This is a genomic window from Bacillus sp. AK124 (assembly GCF_053903085.1).
The window spans coordinates 2,319,100-2,335,282 of sequence record NZ_CP096378.1; the positions used below are offsets into that span (position 1 = coordinate 2,319,100).

The 16,183-nt window shown below is 43.1% G+C and carries 24 protein-coding genes; 6 read left to right on the forward strand and 18 right to left on the reverse strand.

What is annotated here, in order from left to right:
• Window positions 1–76: 76 nt before the first annotated feature.
• The 4 genes from sspO (at window position 77) to M1E06_RS11515 (ending at window position 1,589) form a co-directional block, all read left to right on the forward strand.
• Window positions 77–223 carry a small acid-soluble spore protein O gene (gene sspO, locus M1E06_RS11500; protein ID WP_020451603.1) on the forward strand — a complete coding sequence of 49 codons (147 nt, stop codon included), beginning with the start codon at window positions 77–79 and terminating at the stop codon, window positions 221–223.
• 41 nt (window positions 224–264) lie between these two features.
• The gene (locus M1E06_RS11505; protein WP_003182250.1) at window positions 265–411 is read left to right on the forward strand and encodes a small acid-soluble spore protein P; all 147 of its coding nucleotides are present in this window, start codon (window positions 265–267) and stop codon (window positions 409–411) included.
• A gap of 135 nt (window positions 412–546) precedes the next feature.
• Window positions 547–954, forward strand: a complete 408-nt coding sequence (locus tag M1E06_RS11510; RefSeq protein ID WP_020451602.1) for an Hsp20/alpha crystallin family protein — start codon at window positions 547–549, stop codon at window positions 952–954.
• A gap of 206 nt (window positions 955–1,160) precedes the next feature.
• Window positions 1,161–1,589, forward strand: a complete 429-nt coding sequence (locus M1E06_RS11515) for a DUF2621 family protein (protein WP_020451601.1) — start codon at window positions 1,161–1,163, stop codon at window positions 1,587–1,589.
• 35 nt (window positions 1,590–1,624) lie between these two features.
• Here M1E06_RS11515 and M1E06_RS11520 read toward each other — a convergent pair whose 3' ends face one another.
• From M1E06_RS11520 to M1E06_RS11530, 3 genes are all read right to left on the reverse strand, one after another.
• The gene (locus tag M1E06_RS11520; RefSeq protein ID WP_456270553.1) at window positions 1,625–2,119 is read right to left on the reverse strand and encodes a CcdC family protein; all 495 of its coding nucleotides are present in this window, start codon (window positions 2,117–2,119) and stop codon (window positions 1,625–1,627) included.
• 73 nt (window positions 2,120–2,192) lie between these two features.
• A complete protein-coding gene (locus tag M1E06_RS11525; RefSeq protein ID WP_020451599.1) occupies window positions 2,193–2,564 on the reverse strand; it encodes a response regulator in 372 nt (123 codons plus the stop codon).
• An 83-nt stretch (window positions 2,565–2,647) separates the two neighbouring features.
• The gene (locus M1E06_RS11530) at window positions 2,648–3,355 is read right to left on the reverse strand and encodes a cytochrome c biogenesis protein CcdA (RefSeq protein ID WP_020451598.1); all 708 of its coding nucleotides are present in this window, start codon (window positions 3,353–3,355) and stop codon (window positions 2,648–2,650) included.
• 242 nt (window positions 3,356–3,597) lie between these two features.
• Here M1E06_RS11530 and M1E06_RS11535 point away from each other — a divergent pair, with 242 nt between their 5' ends.
• Window positions 3,598–3,759 (forward strand): aspartyl-phosphate phosphatase Spo0E family protein, encoded by a 162-nt coding sequence (locus tag M1E06_RS11535; protein WP_020451597.1) that lies wholly within the window; start codon window positions 3,598–3,600, stop codon window positions 3,757–3,759.
• Between the two features lie 80 nt (window positions 3,760–3,839).
• On the opposite strand, the gene M1E06_RS11540 is transcribed toward M1E06_RS11535, so the two are convergent.
• The 6 genes from M1E06_RS11540 to yneA all read right to left on the reverse strand — a co-directional run bounded on the left by M1E06_RS11540 (window position 3,840) and on the right by yneA (window position 8,178).
• Window positions 3,840–4,058, reverse strand: a complete 219-nt coding sequence (locus M1E06_RS11540; protein ID WP_003182236.1) for a YneF family protein — start codon at window positions 4,056–4,058, stop codon at window positions 3,840–3,842.
• Between the two features lie 84 nt (window positions 4,059–4,142).
• On the reverse strand, window positions 4,143–4,580 hold the full coding sequence (gene sirA / locus M1E06_RS11545; protein WP_020451596.1) for a sporulation inhibitor of replication protein SirA: 438 nt from the start codon (window positions 4,578–4,580) through the stop codon (window positions 4,143–4,145).
• 154 nt (window positions 4,581–4,734) lie between these two features.
• Window positions 4,735–6,738 carry a transketolase gene (gene tkt, locus M1E06_RS11550; protein WP_020451595.1) on the reverse strand — a complete coding sequence of 668 codons (2,004 nt, stop codon included), beginning with the start codon at window positions 6,736–6,738 and terminating at the stop codon, window positions 4,735–4,737.
• 163 nt (window positions 6,739–6,901) lie between these two features.
• Window positions 6,902–7,135 carry a DUF896 domain-containing protein gene (locus tag M1E06_RS11555; RefSeq protein WP_020451594.1) on the reverse strand — a complete coding sequence of 78 codons (234 nt, stop codon included), beginning with the start codon at window positions 7,133–7,135 and terminating at the stop codon, window positions 6,902–6,904.
• A 65-nt stretch (window positions 7,136–7,200) separates the two neighbouring features.
• A complete protein-coding gene (locus tag M1E06_RS11560; protein WP_020451593.1) occupies window positions 7,201–7,848 on the reverse strand; it encodes a YneB family resolvase-like protein in 648 nt (215 codons plus the stop codon).
• Window positions 7,849–7,866: 18 nt separating this feature from the next.
• Window positions 7,867–8,178, reverse strand: a complete 312-nt coding sequence (yneA, locus tag M1E06_RS11565) for a cell division suppressor protein YneA (RefSeq protein WP_020451592.1) — start codon at window positions 8,176–8,178, stop codon at window positions 7,867–7,869.
• 151 nt (window positions 8,179–8,329) lie between these two features.
• Between yneA and lexA the strand changes: the two genes are divergently transcribed.
• Window positions 8,330–8,953 carry a transcriptional repressor LexA gene (lexA, locus tag M1E06_RS11570; RefSeq protein WP_020451591.1) on the forward strand — a complete coding sequence of 208 codons (624 nt, stop codon included), beginning with the start codon at window positions 8,330–8,332 and terminating at the stop codon, window positions 8,951–8,953.
• A 198-nt stretch (window positions 8,954–9,151) separates the two neighbouring features.
• Here the strand turns inward: lexA and M1E06_RS11575 are convergent, their stop codons facing one another.
• The 9 genes from M1E06_RS11575 to M1E06_RS11615 all read right to left on the reverse strand — a co-directional run bounded on the left by M1E06_RS11575 (window position 9,152) and on the right by M1E06_RS11615 (window position 16,086).
• A complete protein-coding gene (locus M1E06_RS11575) occupies window positions 9,152–9,580 on the reverse strand; it encodes a NucA/NucB deoxyribonuclease domain-containing protein (RefSeq protein WP_020451590.1) in 429 nt (142 codons plus the stop codon).
• A 293-nt stretch (window positions 9,581–9,873) separates the two neighbouring features.
• Window positions 9,874–10,713, reverse strand: coding sequence for a thymidylate synthase (locus M1E06_RS11580; protein ID WP_026579651.1), 840 nt, complete (start codon window positions 10,711–10,713; stop codon window positions 9,874–9,876).
• A 59-nt stretch (window positions 10,714–10,772) separates the two neighbouring features.
• A complete protein-coding gene (locus tag M1E06_RS11585) occupies window positions 10,773–11,534 on the reverse strand; it encodes a hypothetical protein (protein WP_041817207.1) in 762 nt (253 codons plus the stop codon).
• An 88-nt stretch (window positions 11,535–11,622) separates the two neighbouring features.
• The gene (locus M1E06_RS11590; RefSeq protein WP_020451587.1) at window positions 11,623–12,456 is read right to left on the reverse strand and encodes a prohibitin family protein; all 834 of its coding nucleotides are present in this window, start codon (window positions 12,454–12,456) and stop codon (window positions 11,623–11,625) included.
• Window positions 12,449–12,589 carry a hypothetical protein gene (locus M1E06_RS11595; protein ID WP_023857597.1) on the reverse strand — a complete coding sequence of 47 codons (141 nt, stop codon included), beginning with the start codon at window positions 12,587–12,589 and terminating at the stop codon, window positions 12,449–12,451. Before M1E06_RS11595 ends, M1E06_RS11590 begins: the two co-directional genes overlap by 8 nt.
• A gap of 310 nt (window positions 12,590–12,899) precedes the next feature.
• Window positions 12,900–13,514: an NAD(P)H:quinone oxidoreductase gene (wrbA, locus tag M1E06_RS11600; protein ID WP_020451586.1), complete on the reverse strand. Its 615-nt coding sequence runs from the start codon at window positions 13,512–13,514 to the stop codon at window positions 12,900–12,902.
• A 201-nt stretch (window positions 13,515–13,715) separates the two neighbouring features.
• Window positions 13,716–14,324: a flavin reductase family protein gene (locus tag M1E06_RS11605; protein ID WP_020451585.1), complete on the reverse strand. Its 609-nt coding sequence runs from the start codon at window positions 14,322–14,324 to the stop codon at window positions 13,716–13,718.
• 21 nt (window positions 14,325–14,345) lie between these two features.
• Window positions 14,346–15,284, reverse strand: a complete 939-nt coding sequence (locus M1E06_RS11610) for a ring-cleaving dioxygenase (protein ID WP_020451584.1) — start codon at window positions 15,282–15,284, stop codon at window positions 14,346–14,348.
• A 346-nt stretch (window positions 15,285–15,630) separates the two neighbouring features.
• Window positions 15,631–16,086: a MarR family winged helix-turn-helix transcriptional regulator gene (locus tag M1E06_RS11615; protein ID WP_020451583.1), complete on the reverse strand. Its 456-nt coding sequence runs from the start codon at window positions 16,084–16,086 to the stop codon at window positions 15,631–15,633.
• Window positions 16,087–16,183 lie beyond the last annotated feature (97 nt).

A 16,183-nucleotide genomic window follows, 5' to 3' on the forward strand; every position in this document is an offset into this window, starting at 1 on the left:
AGTTTATTTTACTGGAAATACATTTTTTTATACAATACACCCGCTAAGGCTATACTACAGTCTGAGGTGATCGAAATTGGCCAAACGAAAAGCAAATCATGTCATCAATGGAATGAACAATGCTAAACGCCAAGGAAACGGCGCGGGATATATTGAAGATGACCAGCATATTCTCACTGAGGCGGAACGCCAAAACAACAAAAAACGGAAGACCAATCAATAAATCCTAAAAATCCTTCATGAATGGCTTAGGAGGTTAAGACATTGACAAATAAAAACGACGGCAAAGATATGCGCAAAAACGCACCGAAAGGAGCTCAGCCTGGGCAGCCAGAGCCTTTGAGCGGAAGCAAAAAAGTTAAAAACCGGAACCATACGAGACAAAAACATAATTCCAGTCACGATATGTAACATTTTCCGCGTCTTTCACGGCGCGGTTTTTTACTTACCTCTCTGGCGATGCAACCCCCTTCGAATCGCCTCCTTCACATGAATTCACAGCTGTGCATAATCTAACGGTAAGGCTAGGTATGGAGGAATGATCAAATGACAAATACAAAACGTTTCGATTCCGCAGATTTTGATAAAGAATGGATGAAACAGTTTGTTGACGACCCTTTTCTCCTCTATGATGAGACTTTTCCGATCGACCTTTATGAAACGAGCACTGAATATATAATCGAAGCAGATTTAAGCCGCTTGAATGCCCGGCACCTTGACATGACGTTTTCCGGCTACGATTTCAAGCTTGCGGTTAAAACCGATGAACAGCATTACGAAAAATCGCTGATGCTTCCTTTCTTTTTGAATGACAAACAGATCGAAGCGGAATGCGAGAACAGCATTCTTGCAGTTAAAATCAATAAGGAAGCAAGCCAAGATGAAGTTTCGCTTTCATTTCATATTCCTTTTATATCATACATGCACAACAAGCAGAACCCGGACAGCGCGTAAAACACTTTGCCATCCGGGTTTTTTTTCCGTTCGTTCGTCAAATATCCGCTAGCAATTCTCTATGGCCGATTAGGGAATTGCTATACAATAGATTATGTTCTAGCACCTCTTTTGATCAGGCCGGTGTCCCATTTTATATTATTTTTTCTATGTTCTTCTAAAACGCCTTCATGTAAAATAGGTTATAGACAAAGGAGTGATGAGAGATGCTGGAAGGATGGTTTTTATGGCTGATGCTCGCTTGGATCGTCATCATGATCGTCCTCTTGTCAATCGGCGGTTTTTTCATGTTTCGCAAATTTTTAAAAAGGCTGCCTAAAGAAGATGGGAAATCTGAGCTGGACTGGCAGGATTATTATATTGAACAGACAAGGCATTTGTGGAATGAAGAAGAAAAAGAACTGCTTGAAGAATTAGTTTCTCCCGTACCCGAACTGTTTCGCGATGTAGCAAAAGCGAAAATCGCCGGAAAGATCGGAGAACTCGCATTAAAGGAAAAAGCAGGTGCAATCGACCGGGATTTAATCGTCAGAGGCTATATTATGGCCACACCGAAAAAAGACCATAAGTTCCTCGTAAAGCGTTTAAAAGAAAAGAACATTGATCACTCTTCCTATCAAGAGCTTTTTAAATAAACAAAACCTTTCCTGAAAGAAGGAAAGGTTTTGTTTTAATTGACCTGTATGTGATTTGACGCTTCAATCTGGCTTGAAAGCTTTATGAACGATAAAAACATGGCAATCCGCCAAGGAACGATCATCCCGAAAGCCAGAATCCAAAACATTCCGCTCAGTGCGCCGTAATCGATCGTTGTGCTTAATATGCTCTTCATCGCGATCCGGATGACGAGCAGCGCAATTAAAATAAACACAAACGATTTGGAGCGTTTAATATAGATTTTATCATCGCGGATTTCAAATTTTGAGGTTTTAATTAAGAAAATAGAAAAGATCATGCCCACTGTGAGAGCTTCCAAAAATTCGGCACCGGTCACGTGGAACATCGGAAATAAAAACATGAGAGCACCGGTGCTCATAAAAATCGGAGGCAGTATAATTTTTTTGGCCGTAGCCGGTTTTTCAGATGACTTGATTCTGACAGCCATGACAATGACGGCCATCACGACGGCAAGTATAGATGAAACGACGATCATCATACATATCATCCCTTTTTCTAAAGCTAATTTCTCTACTTGTTACTATACTCCAAAACGAAGAAAAAAACCATGTTCAGGTTTTTCAGCTGCAAGGATTTCCGAGCACGTGGCGAATCGCTTCGACGACTTTCGTCTCCTCGAAAGGCTTGACGATAAAGTCCTTGGCTCCGGCTTCGATCGCTTCAACAACGATTCGCTTTTGCCGCATGGCCGTACACATGATCACTTTCACCTTCGGGTTCAGCTGGATCATGTCCTTTAAAGCTTCAATCCCGTTTTTCACAGGCATTGTAATATCCATGATAACCAAGTCCGGCTGCAGCTCTTGATAAAGCAAAACAGCTTCTTCCCCGTTCCCGGCTTCACCCGCGACTTGCAAGTCTTCTGTTTCAAGTATTTCTCTGATTTTATCTCTCATAAATTTTGCATCATCAACAATTAAAACCCTTGTCATACTCCCCTCCAACATCATTATTCAATTTTGCTGTGAATAAGTCCTATTATAACAAAAAACCAAGGCGGTCCTTAGCCAGGTATCTAAAAGCCTCTGAAATCGCCGAACAGGCCTGACAGTACGATAATGATTTTCGTCATCCAGTCAAAGAACAGCAGGATTCCGACTGCAATCATTGCAATTCCGCCGATCTTCATGATGATGAGCTGATGCTTCCGAAGCCATTTCATCTTTGTCATGAAAAAAGACAGGAGCAGAAACGGCAGGCTGAATCCGAGCGCATAAAGCACCATATAAGGTACGGCCGACATCGGGTTCGTTCCGGCGAGTGTGATGACCGCTGCAAGAATCGGACCGGTGCAGGGCGTCCAGCCGGCGGCAAATGCCATTCCGATTCCGACAGAACCGAGCAGGCCGCCGGGCCTGTTTTTAAAATGGAGGCGCCTTTCTTTCATTAAAAATTCAGGCTTAAAAACCCCCAGTGTGACAAATCCAAAAAAGATGATGAATACCGCGCCAAGCTGCCTGATGAGCTGATGATAATCCTTAAAAAAGGACCCGACAAGCGATGTGCTGTAGCCGAGAGCCACAAAGATCATCGAAAAGCCAATCAGGAAAAAGATCGTATGTATCAGGCTCCTTTTTTGAAACATAAGTCTGTCAGAATGGATTTCACTCATGCTGACACCTGTAATATATGATAAAAAAGCGGGATACAGCGGCAGGCAGCATGGCGAAATAAACGATAGAAACCCTGCACCGAAAGCGAGAATATAGTTGATATCAGCCATCTCTTTCTCCCTTCTATTTTTTGGAATACTATGAAAGAAAATCATTTGATATGACAATTACATTTCAATTTCCTAACATATCACAAAAAAGGATGTTGATTTCACGAATTTCTTTATATAATCAATTTTGACAATTTACCCTTATCACCTTCAGAATTGAAAAGGAACCTATATATGGATATAATAACATTTAGTAGGCAACAAAAAGATGATTTTTACAGAAGAAAGGATAAATTCCTGTGATGAAAGAAAATCTGCTTCATGAAATTGAGGAAAAAAGAAAAGAGCTGCTAAAAATCGTCATGACAAACGGCATGACTTCACATATCACCATTCAGCACAGCCAGCAGCTGGATATCCTTCTTTTGGAATACCAAAAACTATCTCTCGGACATACACAATAATCATAGATCAAAATAAAAAACCCGGAAGCGGGTTTTTTATTTTATAACCATGTTCCTTCTATGTCATAATCGCATTCGTATTATTTCGTTTGATTTTCCATGGCTTTCATCATTTGATTAATTTTCTTCTGGGATGGTTTCATACCCATCTGCATCATCATCATGCGCAGCATTTGTTCATTAATTGGCGGATTTTTTTTCAAATAGTTCATCATATATTTACGAGCAATAAAAAATCCGAGTGCAACACCTGCGAGCAAAGCTAAAACGCCCACTAGGATGACAACCCATAAATCCATTTAATTTCCTCCTTCATGTTGTCTCGTATAAAGTGTACTAAACCAAACGCTATTATACAACATTTACAGTCCAAATTCTTTTTTTTATACAAAATTTCTTTCTTTCACAGGGTTCAGCCAGCCGTAACGTTTCATATTAAAATCCATCGCAAGGAAACACGGACTTACTTTCCGCAAAACCTCAAAGAATACCGTTTCGGCATCGAATGGACCCTTCGCCAAAATCTCAATATGTCGGTCTTTGATAATAAAAGAAGCGCTTCCTTTTGGAACAATCAATCTGTATACATAGTCAACTTGTGTATAGTCTTCCCGGCAGAGGTTCATTTTCATTCTTTTGTGTATATGGGCTGCGGGAATCGGTTTTGTAATGAACTCGATCTGCTTGGCGGCTAATGGAGACTTTTGATCGGGGCTCGTCCAATGATAATCGTAAAACAGCTTGAACATGACAGACTCTCTTCCAAAATAATGGCTGGCAAATTCCTCTTCTATCAAATACGTATAATAATGGCGTTCCATCACTGTCTCATCCCCCTGTATCGAAGAATATATGCTTTCTATTATACAAAAGGGGGTTAGAAATAATTGTCTGATGATGATAAAAGAAGCGACTAATTTTGTCGAAATGAAAAAAAGAGAATGATCCGCAGATCATTCTCTTTCATATGCCCGATTAGCGATTTAACAGTTTTTTCACCCGGTCAACTACATTCGCAGGCGTAAAACCGTATTCTTTCATGATCGTTTCGCCGGGAGCTGAAGCACCGAAATGGTCGATTCCGAGAATGTCCCCGTCAGTGCCGGTATATCTCTCCCATCCGAGCGGTGATCCCATTTCAATTGCGAGACGCTTTGTCACATCAGTTGGAAGAACAGCGTTTTTATATTCGGCCGGCTGCTTGTCGAAACGATCCCAAGACGGAACGCTGACAACGGATACGTCAATGCCTTCTTTTTTCAGCTCGCTTTGTGCGTCAAGCGCAAGGCCAACTTCAGATCCGCTCGCAAGCAAGATCGCTTGCGGTTTTTCGTTTTGGCTTTTCGAAACGACATATCCACCTTTTTCAACGCCTTCATAAGCTGCTTCAGGAGACTGATCGATTGTCGGCAAGTTTTGACGTGTCAACACAAGCGCAGTCGGCTGATTTTTTGATTGAAGCGCCAGTTTCCAGGCTGCTGCTGTTTCATTTCCGTCTGCAGGTCTGATGACGGACAAGTTCGGCAGCGCACGAAGTGATGCCAGCTGTTCAATCGGCTCATGAGTCGGTCCGTCTTCTCCGACGGCAATGCTGTCATGTGTAAACACATATGTGACAGGAAGCCCCATTAATGCCGCAAGACGGATCGCAGGTCTCAGATAGTCGGAGAAAACGAAGAACGTTCCGCCGAATACGCGAAGGCCACCGTGGAGAGCCATTCCGTTCAAAGCTGCTCCCATCGCAAATTCACGTACACCGAACCAAATATTTCTGCCGGCGTAATCTCTCGCTGAAAAATCTCCGCCGTTTTTGATTGTCGTTTTGTTGGAGCCGGCCAAGTCAGCGGATCCGCCAAAGAAGAACGGCACTTGTTGTGCGATTCCGTTTAATACTTCCCCAGAGGATGCACGCGAAGCAAGGCTGCTTCCTTTCTCATACGCAGGTACTTTCTGATCCCAACCTTCAGGAAGCTCGCCCTTCATCGCAAGTTCAAGCTCTTCGGCAAGTTCCGGGTGGGCTTTCTTGTATGCGGAGAACAGCTCGTTCCATTCCGCCTCTTTTTTCTTGCCCGCTTCTTTCACTGTTTCGTTAAAGTGTTCGTACACTTCAGAAGGGACATGAAAATCTTCTTCGTATGTCCACTCATACGCTTCCTTCGTTAATTTCGCCTCTTCTGAGCCAAGCGGAGCACCGTGAACGCCGGATGTTCCCGCGCGGTTTGGAGAGCCGAAACCGATCGTTGTTTTCACTTCAATTAATGTAGGCTGCTTTTCATTTTGTTTCGCTTTCTCGACGGCCGCCGTAATCTCGGCAATATTATTGCCGTCTTCAACATAAAGCACTTCCCAATTCATCGCTTCAAAACGCTGCTTCACATTTTCAGAGAATGAGCGGTTTAATTCACCGTCAAGCGAAATATCATTTGAATCATAAAGCACGATGAGACGGCCGAGTTTCAAATGTCCCGCAAGCGAAGCCGCTTCCGATGAAATTCCCTCCATCAAGTCTCCGTCACCGCAAATGCTGTATGTATAATGATCAACGACGCGATAGTCGTCACGGTTGTAAGTTTCCGCAAGGTGACGTTCAGCAAGCGCCATTCCGACAGCCATTCCGATTCCTTGGCCAAGCGGGCCTGTCGTCGCATCTACACCAGGAGTATGTCCGAATTCCGGATGTCCAGGCGTTTTGCTTCCCCATTGGCGGAAATTCTTGAGGTCTTCAATTGAAACGTCATACCCGCTTAAGTGAAGCATGCTGTACAGAAGCATTGATCCGTGTCCGGCGGACAGCACAAAACGGTCCCTGTTAAACCAATTCGGATTTTCAGGGCTGACATTCATCATTTTTGTCCAAAGCGCATAAGCCATCGGAGCAGTCCCCATCGGCATGCCGGGGTGACCGGATTTAGCTTTTTCAATCGCGTCTATGGAGAGTGTTCGTATTGTTGCGACAGATTTTAATTCAATCGTTTTCATTATGATCCCCTTCCTGTATGGACTCTACTTTCTTATCATAAATCTACCCATCGGTTTTCACAACCATTTCAGCTCAAAAGCAGTGAAAAATGACGAATCTTTGCCTTCATTTTAAATTGTAGTATATACAAAAAGGGAATACGATATCGGCGTATTCCCCAAATTAATGCAATCGGCGGTTTCTTTTTTCCTGTTTGAGCTTTTCAGGCGTCACATCATTACCTTCAGGATCAACAATCGTCACAGTTTTCAACGTGTTTTTCATAGACGCGCGGACGCCTTGAAGATATTCCTGGCGAAGCTTCTGCTGTTCTGCTTTTTCTTCGTCTGTTAAAGATCCGCTCTTTGCTTTTTTGGCAAGCTCGTTAATTCTGGCTATTTTTTCATTAGAAATCATAAGATACTCCTTTGATTCGGTATATATCCATCATACTACTAAATCCGCTTTCGTTTGACAACAGATTAGTCTGCAAGGCCGTCCTTATACTCCTGGTAGCGGCGGTGAACGGTTGCTTTTGAAATGCTGTATCCGAACCCTCTCAACACGGCTGCAATCTCCGCAAACGTCAGCTTGTTCTCCCTGAGCCTGACGATTTCTGAAAGAGGCGCTTCGATCCGCTCTCTCCCGCCGCCTTCATTGCGGTGTTTCAGATTCCTCTCCGGGCGGTAGCCGTTTTCGACCGCCTTCTTCATTCCCCGCTTAATTTTCAGGTTATGTATTTTCCGCTGGTATTCTTCGACAATGCCGACAATCTCCAAAACCATCGAATCCGCTTCGGAAAGCTCAAGTTTTCCCCGGTGAGCCAGCGTGTAGATTTGAACGCCTTCTTTATATAAACAGTGAAGAAGGGCAATTTTGGCATTCCCTCTTCCAAGTCGCGTATCATCCTGTATTAAAACTGCGTCAATGTCTGATGTTTTGATTTCCTCGAGCAGATCGAAGACGCCGTCGCGGTCCATCTCATATCCGCTCGCCTGTTCGGAAATGACGTTCACGACGTTCATCCCGTGCTCGGCGGCAAGCGACTGGAGCTCTTCAGCCTGCCGTTTTAATGAGGTTTCCTGCTGCTCCTTCGCAGTGCTTACCCTGGTGTAAATAATCGCATTCATGGAAATCCCCTCAATCATTTATTCTACAACTGCAAGCTGATATTGATCGGAGTGCTGTTTGGCTACCGGCAGGACCAAAACATCGCCCGGTTTAATAACGGAGGTCGGCAGATTGTTTTTATCGGCGACCCATTCGATGAATTTTTGTTTGTCAGCGGGTTTTCCGCCTTTGATCCGGTCGGCCAGCTCCCACAATGTATCGCCTTCCTGCACTTCTATTTTAACATATTGCTTTCTTTCTTCGATTTTACCGGCAAAAGACACAAACAGAATACAGCAGCTGATCACAGCAGTAAACAGACTGACAAAAATCAATGATTCTCTTTTCATATCCATCACCCCAGAATGTTTGTTCGGTTTTATGATTTCAGTATACATACGAACAAATGTTTCTGTCAATCGTTTTTTTCGAACCTATGTTTGTACTCAAAGGAAAAACATGCTATAATCTAGCTAAAATCGACGTTTTGAGGTGCAAAAAATGACGAAGCTATCAAAAAGACAACTTGATATTTTGCGTTTCATTAAAGAAGAAGTGAAACGCAAAGGCTATCCGCCTTCCGTCAGGGAGATCGGAGAAGCGGTCGGCCTGGCGTCAAGTTCAACGGTACACGGCCACTTGGCAAGGCTTGAAACGAAGGGATTGATCAGAAGGGATCCGACGAAGCCGAGAGCGATCGAAATTCTCGATACAGAGGAAGAAATTCACATTCCAAAAAACCAGGTTGTCAATGTCCCGGTCATCGGAAAGGTGACGGCCGGTACGCCGATTACCGCAGTCGAAAACATTGAGGAATACTTTCCGCTTCCAGACCGCCTGGCGCCGCCGGATGAGCATGTCTTTATGCTGGAGATCATGGGCGAAAGCATGATCGATGCCGGAATTCTTGATCAGGATTATGTGATAGTCAAACAGCAGAACACCGCAAACAACGGAGATATCGTCGTTGCGATGACCGAAGACGACGAAGCGACTGTTAAGCGGTTTTTCAAGGAAGAAACCCATATCCGCCTTCAGCCGGAAAACCCGACGATGGAACCGATCATCCTCCAGAATGTGACGATTCTCGGAAAAGTCATTGGCGTATTCCGCACGGTTCATTAAAAAACGGACTCATCAGCAAAACCGCCGGTCGGCGGTTTTTTTTCGCACGAAAAAACAGGCTCACATCCATACGGAAATGAAGGATGCGAGCCTGAAACAGAGGGATTGATCATATGCTTACATTACCATTATCCCCCAAACAAGTTTTCCTGTCAACAAAAATGTTTCCTTGAGGAAACATTTATCGTTGTCTCCCTTTTATCGAACGATAAACAAAATTCTCGTCCCGTCAGCGTAATCGCTCAGCCTGTTCCCGACCCAGGAGCCGGCTCCGCGGTTATCCGATGAGCTGACATATCTGACCGACGCTCCTTTTCCCCCTTCTTCACACATGGCCATCGGCCATTCGTCACGGTCAAAGCCCGGCTTAGTCGGAATCCCCTTTAATGATTCCTGACGGCGCTTATCCGCTCCAGATCTTTCAATTGTGCAGACATCTGAATGGCCCGCTTTGATCGCATCGCTTATATGAGCACCTGTTTCAGGATAGCGCGATGCCGGAAAATACAATACGTCATCATACCTTGCAGCGCCTTCGGCATGCTGAGGAGAATATGCAGCCCCTCCCGAAAGCCCAAGCAGCACCAATGCGGAAAACAGCAGATGAACCGCCCATTTTTTGATCATGACAAAAACAACCTCCTCTTGTATATGCTGGTGTCACTAACAGATTAAGAGAGAATTGTTTTTGCTTTTCGGGCTCTTTGTGAAAAAGACGTTTAGATTGTGTAAATAAACGTAAGTTAAATGCTCGGGTCATACCCGTGAAAAACTGCATGTACTTTTTGCGTCCGCTCTAAACGTATACACGGCTGCCGTAAGGAAACATGCGGCTGCCGGATATGCAAATTTTTTCATCGTTGTATTTTTTAAAAATGATTCATTCACACAACAAAAAAACAGGCGGAAAATCCGCCTGTTTATACGGCAACTTCAAATGTCAGCTTGTCGCCGTGCTTATAGTCAATTAATTTAAAATCATCGATTGTAAAGTCATAAAAGTTTTTGATGTCCGGGTTGATCCACAGCTTCGGCGCTTCATATTGCTCGCGTTTCATCTGAATGTTTAAATTATCGATGTGACGGGTATAGATGTGACAGTCGCCGATATTGAAGATGTATTCGCCCAGCTCATAACCGAGGACTTGGGCGATCATGCGCTGCAAGACGTTATATTGGAACACATTGAACGGGTTGCCAAGCGCCATGTCATTGCTTCTCGCTCTTACTTCCAAAGAGAGCTTTCCTTCTTTCACATACCATTGCGTCTCATAGACGCAGGGCGTCAAGGCCATGCCGTCCAAGTCATCGGGATTCCACAGCATGGTCAAATGCCTGCGTGAAGACGGATTATGCTTTAACTGATGGAGCAAATAATCCACTTGATCGGCTTTCTGCCCGTTAACCGTTCTGTTTTTCTTCGCTAATTGATAGCCGTAGGCTGCTCCGATTGTGCCGTCTTCAAGCCGCCATTGATCCCAAATATGAACCCCCATATCGTTCAAAACTTGAACATCATTGGATTTCAGCTGCCAGATCCAAAGCAGCTCTTTGATGGCCGTTTTCCACGCCACCTTCTTCGTCGTCAAAATCGGCACTTCCGAATTGTCAAACCGCATTTTTTCGCTCATGATGCTCAGCGTATGAGCCGGCGTTCCGTCTGAATCCCACTTCGTCCGGACCTGATATTCTTCATCGGAGATCCCTGATTCAATAATTTTTTGAATGATTGCATTGTATTGCTGGTCATAATGGCTCATCTTATCCTCTCCTCTTTCCACATGATATGTATAAAATGAGTTTTTTTCAAGATTTAAGATCATGCGCGGGTTTGATAAATCTCCAACGCTTTCTTGATAACATTTTTATCGTATCCGGTGACATCATGGATTTTCTCAGTCCAGCCTTCAATTGTGTCCGGCTTCGCTTCTCTGTATAATCCTTTGCTCGTGCTAAGATATATGTCCCAGCCGCTGAATTCCCAAAGCGCGATTTCATGTTGAAACTGAATTCTGCATTCCAGTAATGGCGAAGGCTTCAATGCCGCTTGCGAGCATTCAGCCGCCTCCCAAAAAACGGACATGTCAACAGGGTCTGTAGAGTAGACTTGAGTTGACACCTTTCCGTTCGGCCGATGGTAAAGGACCTTAACTCCGCCGGTTGTCGGCTTGACTTGAATTTGTGCTGCCGGGAAAAAACCGTCCAGCTTTTCACTGGTATAATCTTCACATTCGCAGTCGATCAGAATCGGCTGCAGCCATTGATCTCCCAGATCACATAAAAAGCGCCGTCCTCTTTCATCAAGCGCGATGACTGCGGCATGCGCGCGTTCTGTTTTGAACGAACGGCCGATCGGAAAAGCTTCCACTCCGTCTTTTGTAAACTCGTCCAGCAGCCAAATCGAAAGGTCAAAGCAATTGCCGGCAATGCCGTACTCTTGGTGGTGTTCCTTCATCATTGAGACGTTCCGCTGTTTCTGATCCCCTCCCTGATGATAAAACCATGCCTTTGTCAGCGTTTCCATCGGAAAAGCGTCGAATCTTCTCCACGTACGGAGAATGGCATCCGGAGCAAACATCATCTTCCCCCCTGTCCAGAAGCGATTGTTAACACTATTATATACGGGCGACCGAGACGAAAAAAATCCCTTAGCAAGGGATTTTTTCATTTTATTTTCCTTTTTCATCGGTCGGAATCTGGATCAGGGAATTCGATCCTGTCGCTTTAGGCATTTTTCCGTCCCATTTTTGGATCCATTGATACTTGATCATTTCATCTGACATCGATTTTTTAATAATTTCATTATACTCGGCAATACCTTGGGCTTCGATCTTTTTCTTTTTCGCTTCCGCTTCGGCGATCTTCAGCTCTGTCTGCGTTCTTTCCAGTTCCTGCGAAGACTTCACGCGCGCGTCAATCGCTTCCTGGGTCGCTTTATCAGGCTTTGGCACACCGAGTGTTAAATCGTCAATGACAAAGCCGAGCCCCTTCATATCATCTGCAAATGTTTTTTGGATTTCTGCGGCGGCATCAGATGATTTTTGTCCGTATGTATCAATGACGGAGTATTTGGAAATCGACTTTCTTGCAGCGTCCCACAGCCTTGTTTTCAAGTAGCTGTTTTCGATTGATTCAATATCGACCGCTCCGAATTTATTAAACAATTCTACGACTTTATCAGGCTGAACGACATAGTTGTAGGCGATGTCCATTGAGATGTTTTTGCCATCAGAAGTAGCCACTTGAATATCCTGATTGTTTACAGTCTGCATCCGCACCGGATATCTTGTGACTTTGTCAAACAGTCCGACTAAATGCCAGCCTTGATCAAGCGTTTCCGATTTCACCCCGCCATTCGGAGAATAAACGACGCCGACATATCCGTTCGGAATTTTCTCGATGAACAAGGAAGCCGTGAATCCTCCGATAATTAAAGCAACAGCGACAATGATTCCGCCGAGCAGCGTTTTGTTTTTATTCTTCTTTGGTTGTTTTTCATTCATCTTTGTCATCCTCCAGCGTTTTCTTTATTTTGCTCGCCCCGCTTCCGACTTTTTTAAAAAGCGGGCTTAACATAAGCCATACGCCAAACCCTATAATGGATAGCAATATGATCGAACCAATCATGACTTTCACTTTTGTTTCACCCCTTTTGCATTTGTTGATTGATCGTATGACTAAATAAAATCATTTCACTTATGTTTACGTTCATATGAACTTAAAGTTTCATTTTTTTAAAATGTAATAGAAAAAATTTTATCATTGCAATTGCGAAATCAATGGCATCGTTAAAGGATATGTCGGATATCTTACTCTTTATGCCGCGTATATCATGGCGTGGTCGCAGTCAAATGAAGACGAAGCGGCATGCCGAACCAACTATCAGCTGGGCACATACTAAAAAAAGAGCCAAATGATTGGCTCTTTTAAAAATATTAAATTTCAATTATTGTTGATTGCCCTTTTTAACCCATTCAGCTACTGTCACTGTGCGTTTAGCTTGATGTTTCACTGCAGCTTCCACGTCTTCAATCATCTTCCCGTTTTGATCGACTGTAACACTCGTTCCATATGGATTTCCGCCAGCCCCGAAGAGGACAGGATCAGTGTATCCCGGAGAAGCAATAATAGCTCCCCAGTGCATCATTGAAGTATATAAGGACAAAATTGTTGCTTCTTGACCACCATGTGGATTTTGAGCGGAGGACATTGCGCTTACAACCTTATTTACTGTCTTTCCGTTTGCCCAAAGTCCGCCTTGTGTATCAAGAAACTGTTTCATTTGGGATGCCATATTGCCAAAGCGTGTTGGTGTACTGAATATAATAGCATCTGCCCACTCTATATCTTCTGAGGATACGACTGGAATGTCCTTTGTTGCATCAACAGTGGATTTCCACACTTCATTTCCCTCAATGGCTGATTGCGGAGCCAATTCTTGTACTTTTAAAACTCTGACTTCAGCACCTGCTTCTTCTGCACCTTCTGCAGCCCATTTGGCTAATTGATAGTTTGTTCCGCCCATACTATAAAAAACTACAGCTAATTTTACATTTGACATATGATCCAGCTCCTTTGATTTTCTAAATAGTTTGTCTAAAAATCCCATGTTTTCACACCTGCTTTTTTGTTTTCTTTTCGGCAAACCTTTTAAGAACCACCCCCTTGAAGTGTTTCGCTGCCATTATTATTCCTTGCTAGAATAAACTTAAAACATTTCAATTTAATAAATCTCAATTTGGAGATATTATGGATGGTTATATTACTTCGGTCTTTTTCTGGTGAAGATTTCGCCAATCTTTGCGTAATCATGCCCGGCTAAACGACTGATGGCGCCGAGGCCTCTTGGATCGATTTTTCCATTTTCATAGATGCCGCTTTCGATATGATATTGAACGACTCTGCCTATCATAAAATCGCATCCGTCAGAGTGCTTATCTCCCAACTCTAATGAATACTCCAGAACACATTCCATACGCACTTTTGCTTCTATCACGCCCGGCACCGAGACTTTCATACTTTCAACGGGGGTTAACTCCGCTAACTGAACTTCACTTTGACTTGGTGGTAGGCTGGCGGCCGTTAAATTCATTTTTTCAACGTTTTGTTCATCAACGATATGGACCACAAATTCTTTGCTGTTCAAAATGTTTCTCGCTGTATCCTTTTGGCTCCCTTCAAAACGTTGAATAGAAAGGGAGATCATCGGAGGATTTGAAGATACAATATTAAAGTAGCTAAAAGGAGCTCCGTTTAAGACACCCTCCTCTGATAAACTTGTAACAAATGCAACAGGTCTCGGTATAATACTCCCGATTAAAAACTTGTAGTTCTCTCTTTCTGTTTTTGTATTGGGATCAATGGACAGCATCGAATCACTTCCTTACAAAAATTAATCCAGCGCCTTCACTGTTACAGGAATTAATCTTCTTTCTAACTGCTCTCTGTAGTGTTCATACTGGGCCGGCAGCATTAACTGTTCTCCCATTGTTTCATATGATTCATCATGGGCGAATCCTGGTGGATCTGTTGCAATTTCAAATAAGATTTCCCCGTGTTCTCTGAAATAAATCGCGTTAAAATAATTTCTGTCTTGCACAGGTGTAACACGGTATCCGTTTTCCGCAACATATTTTTGCCATTCCAATTGATCATTGTCATCAATGGCTCTCCAGGCAATATGGTGAACTGTACCCGTCCCCATTTGTCCGCTTCCTATAGTTGTTAATTTCAAATCAATCATATTTCCTATGTCACCAGCAGAACGAAAACGTACAAAATCTCCTTCTTCTCCAACTTTTTCAAGTCCCATGACCTTTTCTAATAATTCAGCCGTTTTTTCGGGTTGTTTGGATAACAGTGTTGCTCCACCAAATCCTTTGATTGCATTGTCCGGTGTTATTTCCCCTACTTTCCAGCTGTTCTTTTCCCCTTGTTCTCTTTCGACAATTTCCAGATGAAGACCATGAGGATCATCGAACTCCAAGTATTCCTCTCCAAAACGGTTCATTTTTGTATAAGGCACATTGAATTTTGCTAATCTGTTTTCCCAAAAAGCCATTGCGCCTTTAGGAACGACGTAAGAAGTCACTCCCACTTGACCATCTCCAATGACTCCTCGCCGGGCACCTGCCCAAGGAAAGAATGTAATAATCGTTCCCGGTTTCCCGCCTTCATTGCCAAAATAGAGGTGGTATGTTCCCGGATCATCAAAATTAACGGTTTTTTTCACTAAACGTAAACCAAGAACGCCAGCGTAAAAATCCACGTTCTCTTGCGGATGGCCGACAATCGCTGTAATGTGATGGATTCCGCTTGTTTTCTTTTTCATTCCACTTCACTCCTCTTTCATGAAACATAGCTTTATGATGAGAAATACGTTACAAATTCATTTACAGGTTTTCTAAATCCCCGTGGTTTTTCTGCTTTTTATTTTTTCCTTCTTTAAAAGATCAAAATCAATGGACAAGCATCCCTGCCTTTTTCTTTATAGGACTCCGGGCAGTTTTCAACCTTCGTAGATTTCTGTTGCTTGCTAACGATGATGACTGCCGATGAGCCCAGGATCTTGTTATGTCATGAAGCTCCTGTTCAGAAATAGAATACCCAGTTCAATATTTATTTCTCATTATCATGAATTCATATATTTCGAATTCGAGATATTATCATAAAAAAATTTACATGCTTTGGGCATGGAAGCCAAGTTTTTTTAACTTTTCAATTAGAACTTCTTTTTCTTTTATGTCTAAGCCGCCGAAAATGCCTTTCATAGCTGTTTTATGTTTTGGAAAAAGATTGTTCATCAGTGCAGTTCCTTCATTCGTTAAAGCAGCGTATGTTATACGGCGATCTTTAGGACAAGGCCTTCTCTCTATTAACTTTTTCTTCTCCAACTTATCTACAACATAGGTAATGCTGCTGCTTGCGATTAATACTTTTTCGCCTATTTTTTGGATCGGCTGATCGCCTTTACTATAGACTAATTCTAGAACAGCAAACTCAGTTGGGTTTAGTCCTAAACATTTAATATCCTCTTCCACACGCTTTTTAATCGATTGCAGTGCACGAGACAACACAATAAATGCCTTTAAAGACAACTCCTCTTCGTATCTCTCCATTTCCTGACTGCCCACGGTATTCATCCTTTTTAATTATCTCGAATTCGAGAAAATTGTATAATAACGATTTGCTGTTGTCAACTTTTTAAAACGGTTTATGTTATTACGAGTT

What these genes read in the sequence shown, in the direction of transcription:
- M1E06_RS11510 (WP_020451602.1), top strand. Translation starts at nt 547, where the DNA reads ATGACAAATACAAAACGTTTCGATTCCGCAGATTTTGATAAAGAATGG.
- M1E06_RS11515 (WP_020451601.1), top strand. Translation starts at nt 1,161, where the DNA reads ATGCTGGAAGGATGGTTTTTATGGCTGATGCTCGCTTGGATCGTCATC.
- M1E06_RS11520 (WP_456270553.1), bottom strand. Translation starts at nt 2,119, where the DNA reads ATGATATGTATGATGATCGTCGTTTCATCTATACTTGCCGTCGTGATG.
- M1E06_RS11525 (WP_020451599.1), bottom strand. Translation starts at nt 2,564, where the DNA reads ATGACAAGGGTTTTAATTGTTGATGATGCAAAATTTATGAGAGATAAA.
- M1E06_RS11530 (WP_020451598.1), bottom strand. Translation starts at nt 3,355, where the DNA reads ATGGCTGATATCAACTATATTCTCGCTTTCGGTGCAGGGTTTCTATCG.
- M1E06_RS11535 (WP_020451597.1), top strand. Translation starts at nt 3,598, where the DNA reads ATGAAAGAAAATCTGCTTCATGAAATTGAGGAAAAAAGAAAAGAGCTG.
- M1E06_RS11540 (WP_003182236.1), bottom strand. Translation starts at nt 4,058, where the DNA reads ATGGATTTATGGGTTGTCATCCTAGTGGGCGTTTTAGCTTTGCTCGCA.
- sirA (WP_020451596.1), bottom strand. Translation starts at nt 4,580, where the DNA reads ATGGAACGCCATTATTATACGTATTTGATAGAAGAGGAATTTGCCAGC.
- tkt (WP_020451595.1), bottom strand. Translation starts at nt 6,738, where the DNA reads ATGAAAACGATTGAATTAAAATCTGTCGCAACAATACGAACACTCTCC.
- M1E06_RS11555 (WP_020451594.1), bottom strand. Translation starts at nt 7,135, where the DNA reads ATGATTTCTAATGAAAAAATAGCCAGAATTAACGAGCTTGCCAAAAAA.
- M1E06_RS11560 (WP_020451593.1), bottom strand. Translation starts at nt 7,848, where the DNA reads ATGAATGCGATTATTTACACCAGGGTAAGCACTGCGAAGGAGCAGCAG.
- yneA (WP_020451592.1), bottom strand. Translation starts at nt 8,178, where the DNA reads ATGAAAAGAGAATCATTGATTTTTGTCAGTCTGTTTACTGCTGTGATC.
- lexA (WP_020451591.1), top strand. Translation starts at nt 8,330, where the DNA reads ATGACGAAGCTATCAAAAAGACAACTTGATATTTTGCGTTTCATTAAA.
- M1E06_RS11575 (WP_020451590.1), bottom strand. Translation starts at nt 9,580, where the DNA reads ATGATCAAAAAATGGGCGGTTCATCTGCTGTTTTCCGCATTGGTGCTG.
- M1E06_RS11580 (WP_026579651.1), bottom strand. Translation starts at nt 10,713, where the DNA reads ATGAGCCATTATGACCAGCAATACAATGCAATCATTCAAAAAATTATT.
- M1E06_RS11585 (WP_041817207.1), bottom strand. Translation starts at nt 11,534, where the DNA reads ATGATGTTTGCTCCGGATGCCATTCTCCGTACGTGGAGAAGATTCGAC.
- M1E06_RS11590 (WP_020451587.1), bottom strand. Translation starts at nt 12,456, where the DNA reads ATGAATGAAAAACAACCAAAGAAGAATAAAAACAAAACGCTGCTCGGC.
- wrbA (WP_020451586.1), bottom strand. Translation starts at nt 13,514, where the DNA reads ATGTCAAATGTAAAATTAGCTGTAGTTTTTTATAGTATGGGCGGAACA.
- M1E06_RS11605 (WP_020451585.1), bottom strand. Translation starts at nt 14,324, where the DNA reads ATGCTGTCCATTGATCCCAATACAAAAACAGAAAGAGAGAACTACAAG.
- M1E06_RS11610 (WP_020451584.1), bottom strand. Translation starts at nt 15,284, where the DNA reads ATGAAAAAGAAAACAAGCGGAATCCATCACATTACAGCGATTGTCGGC.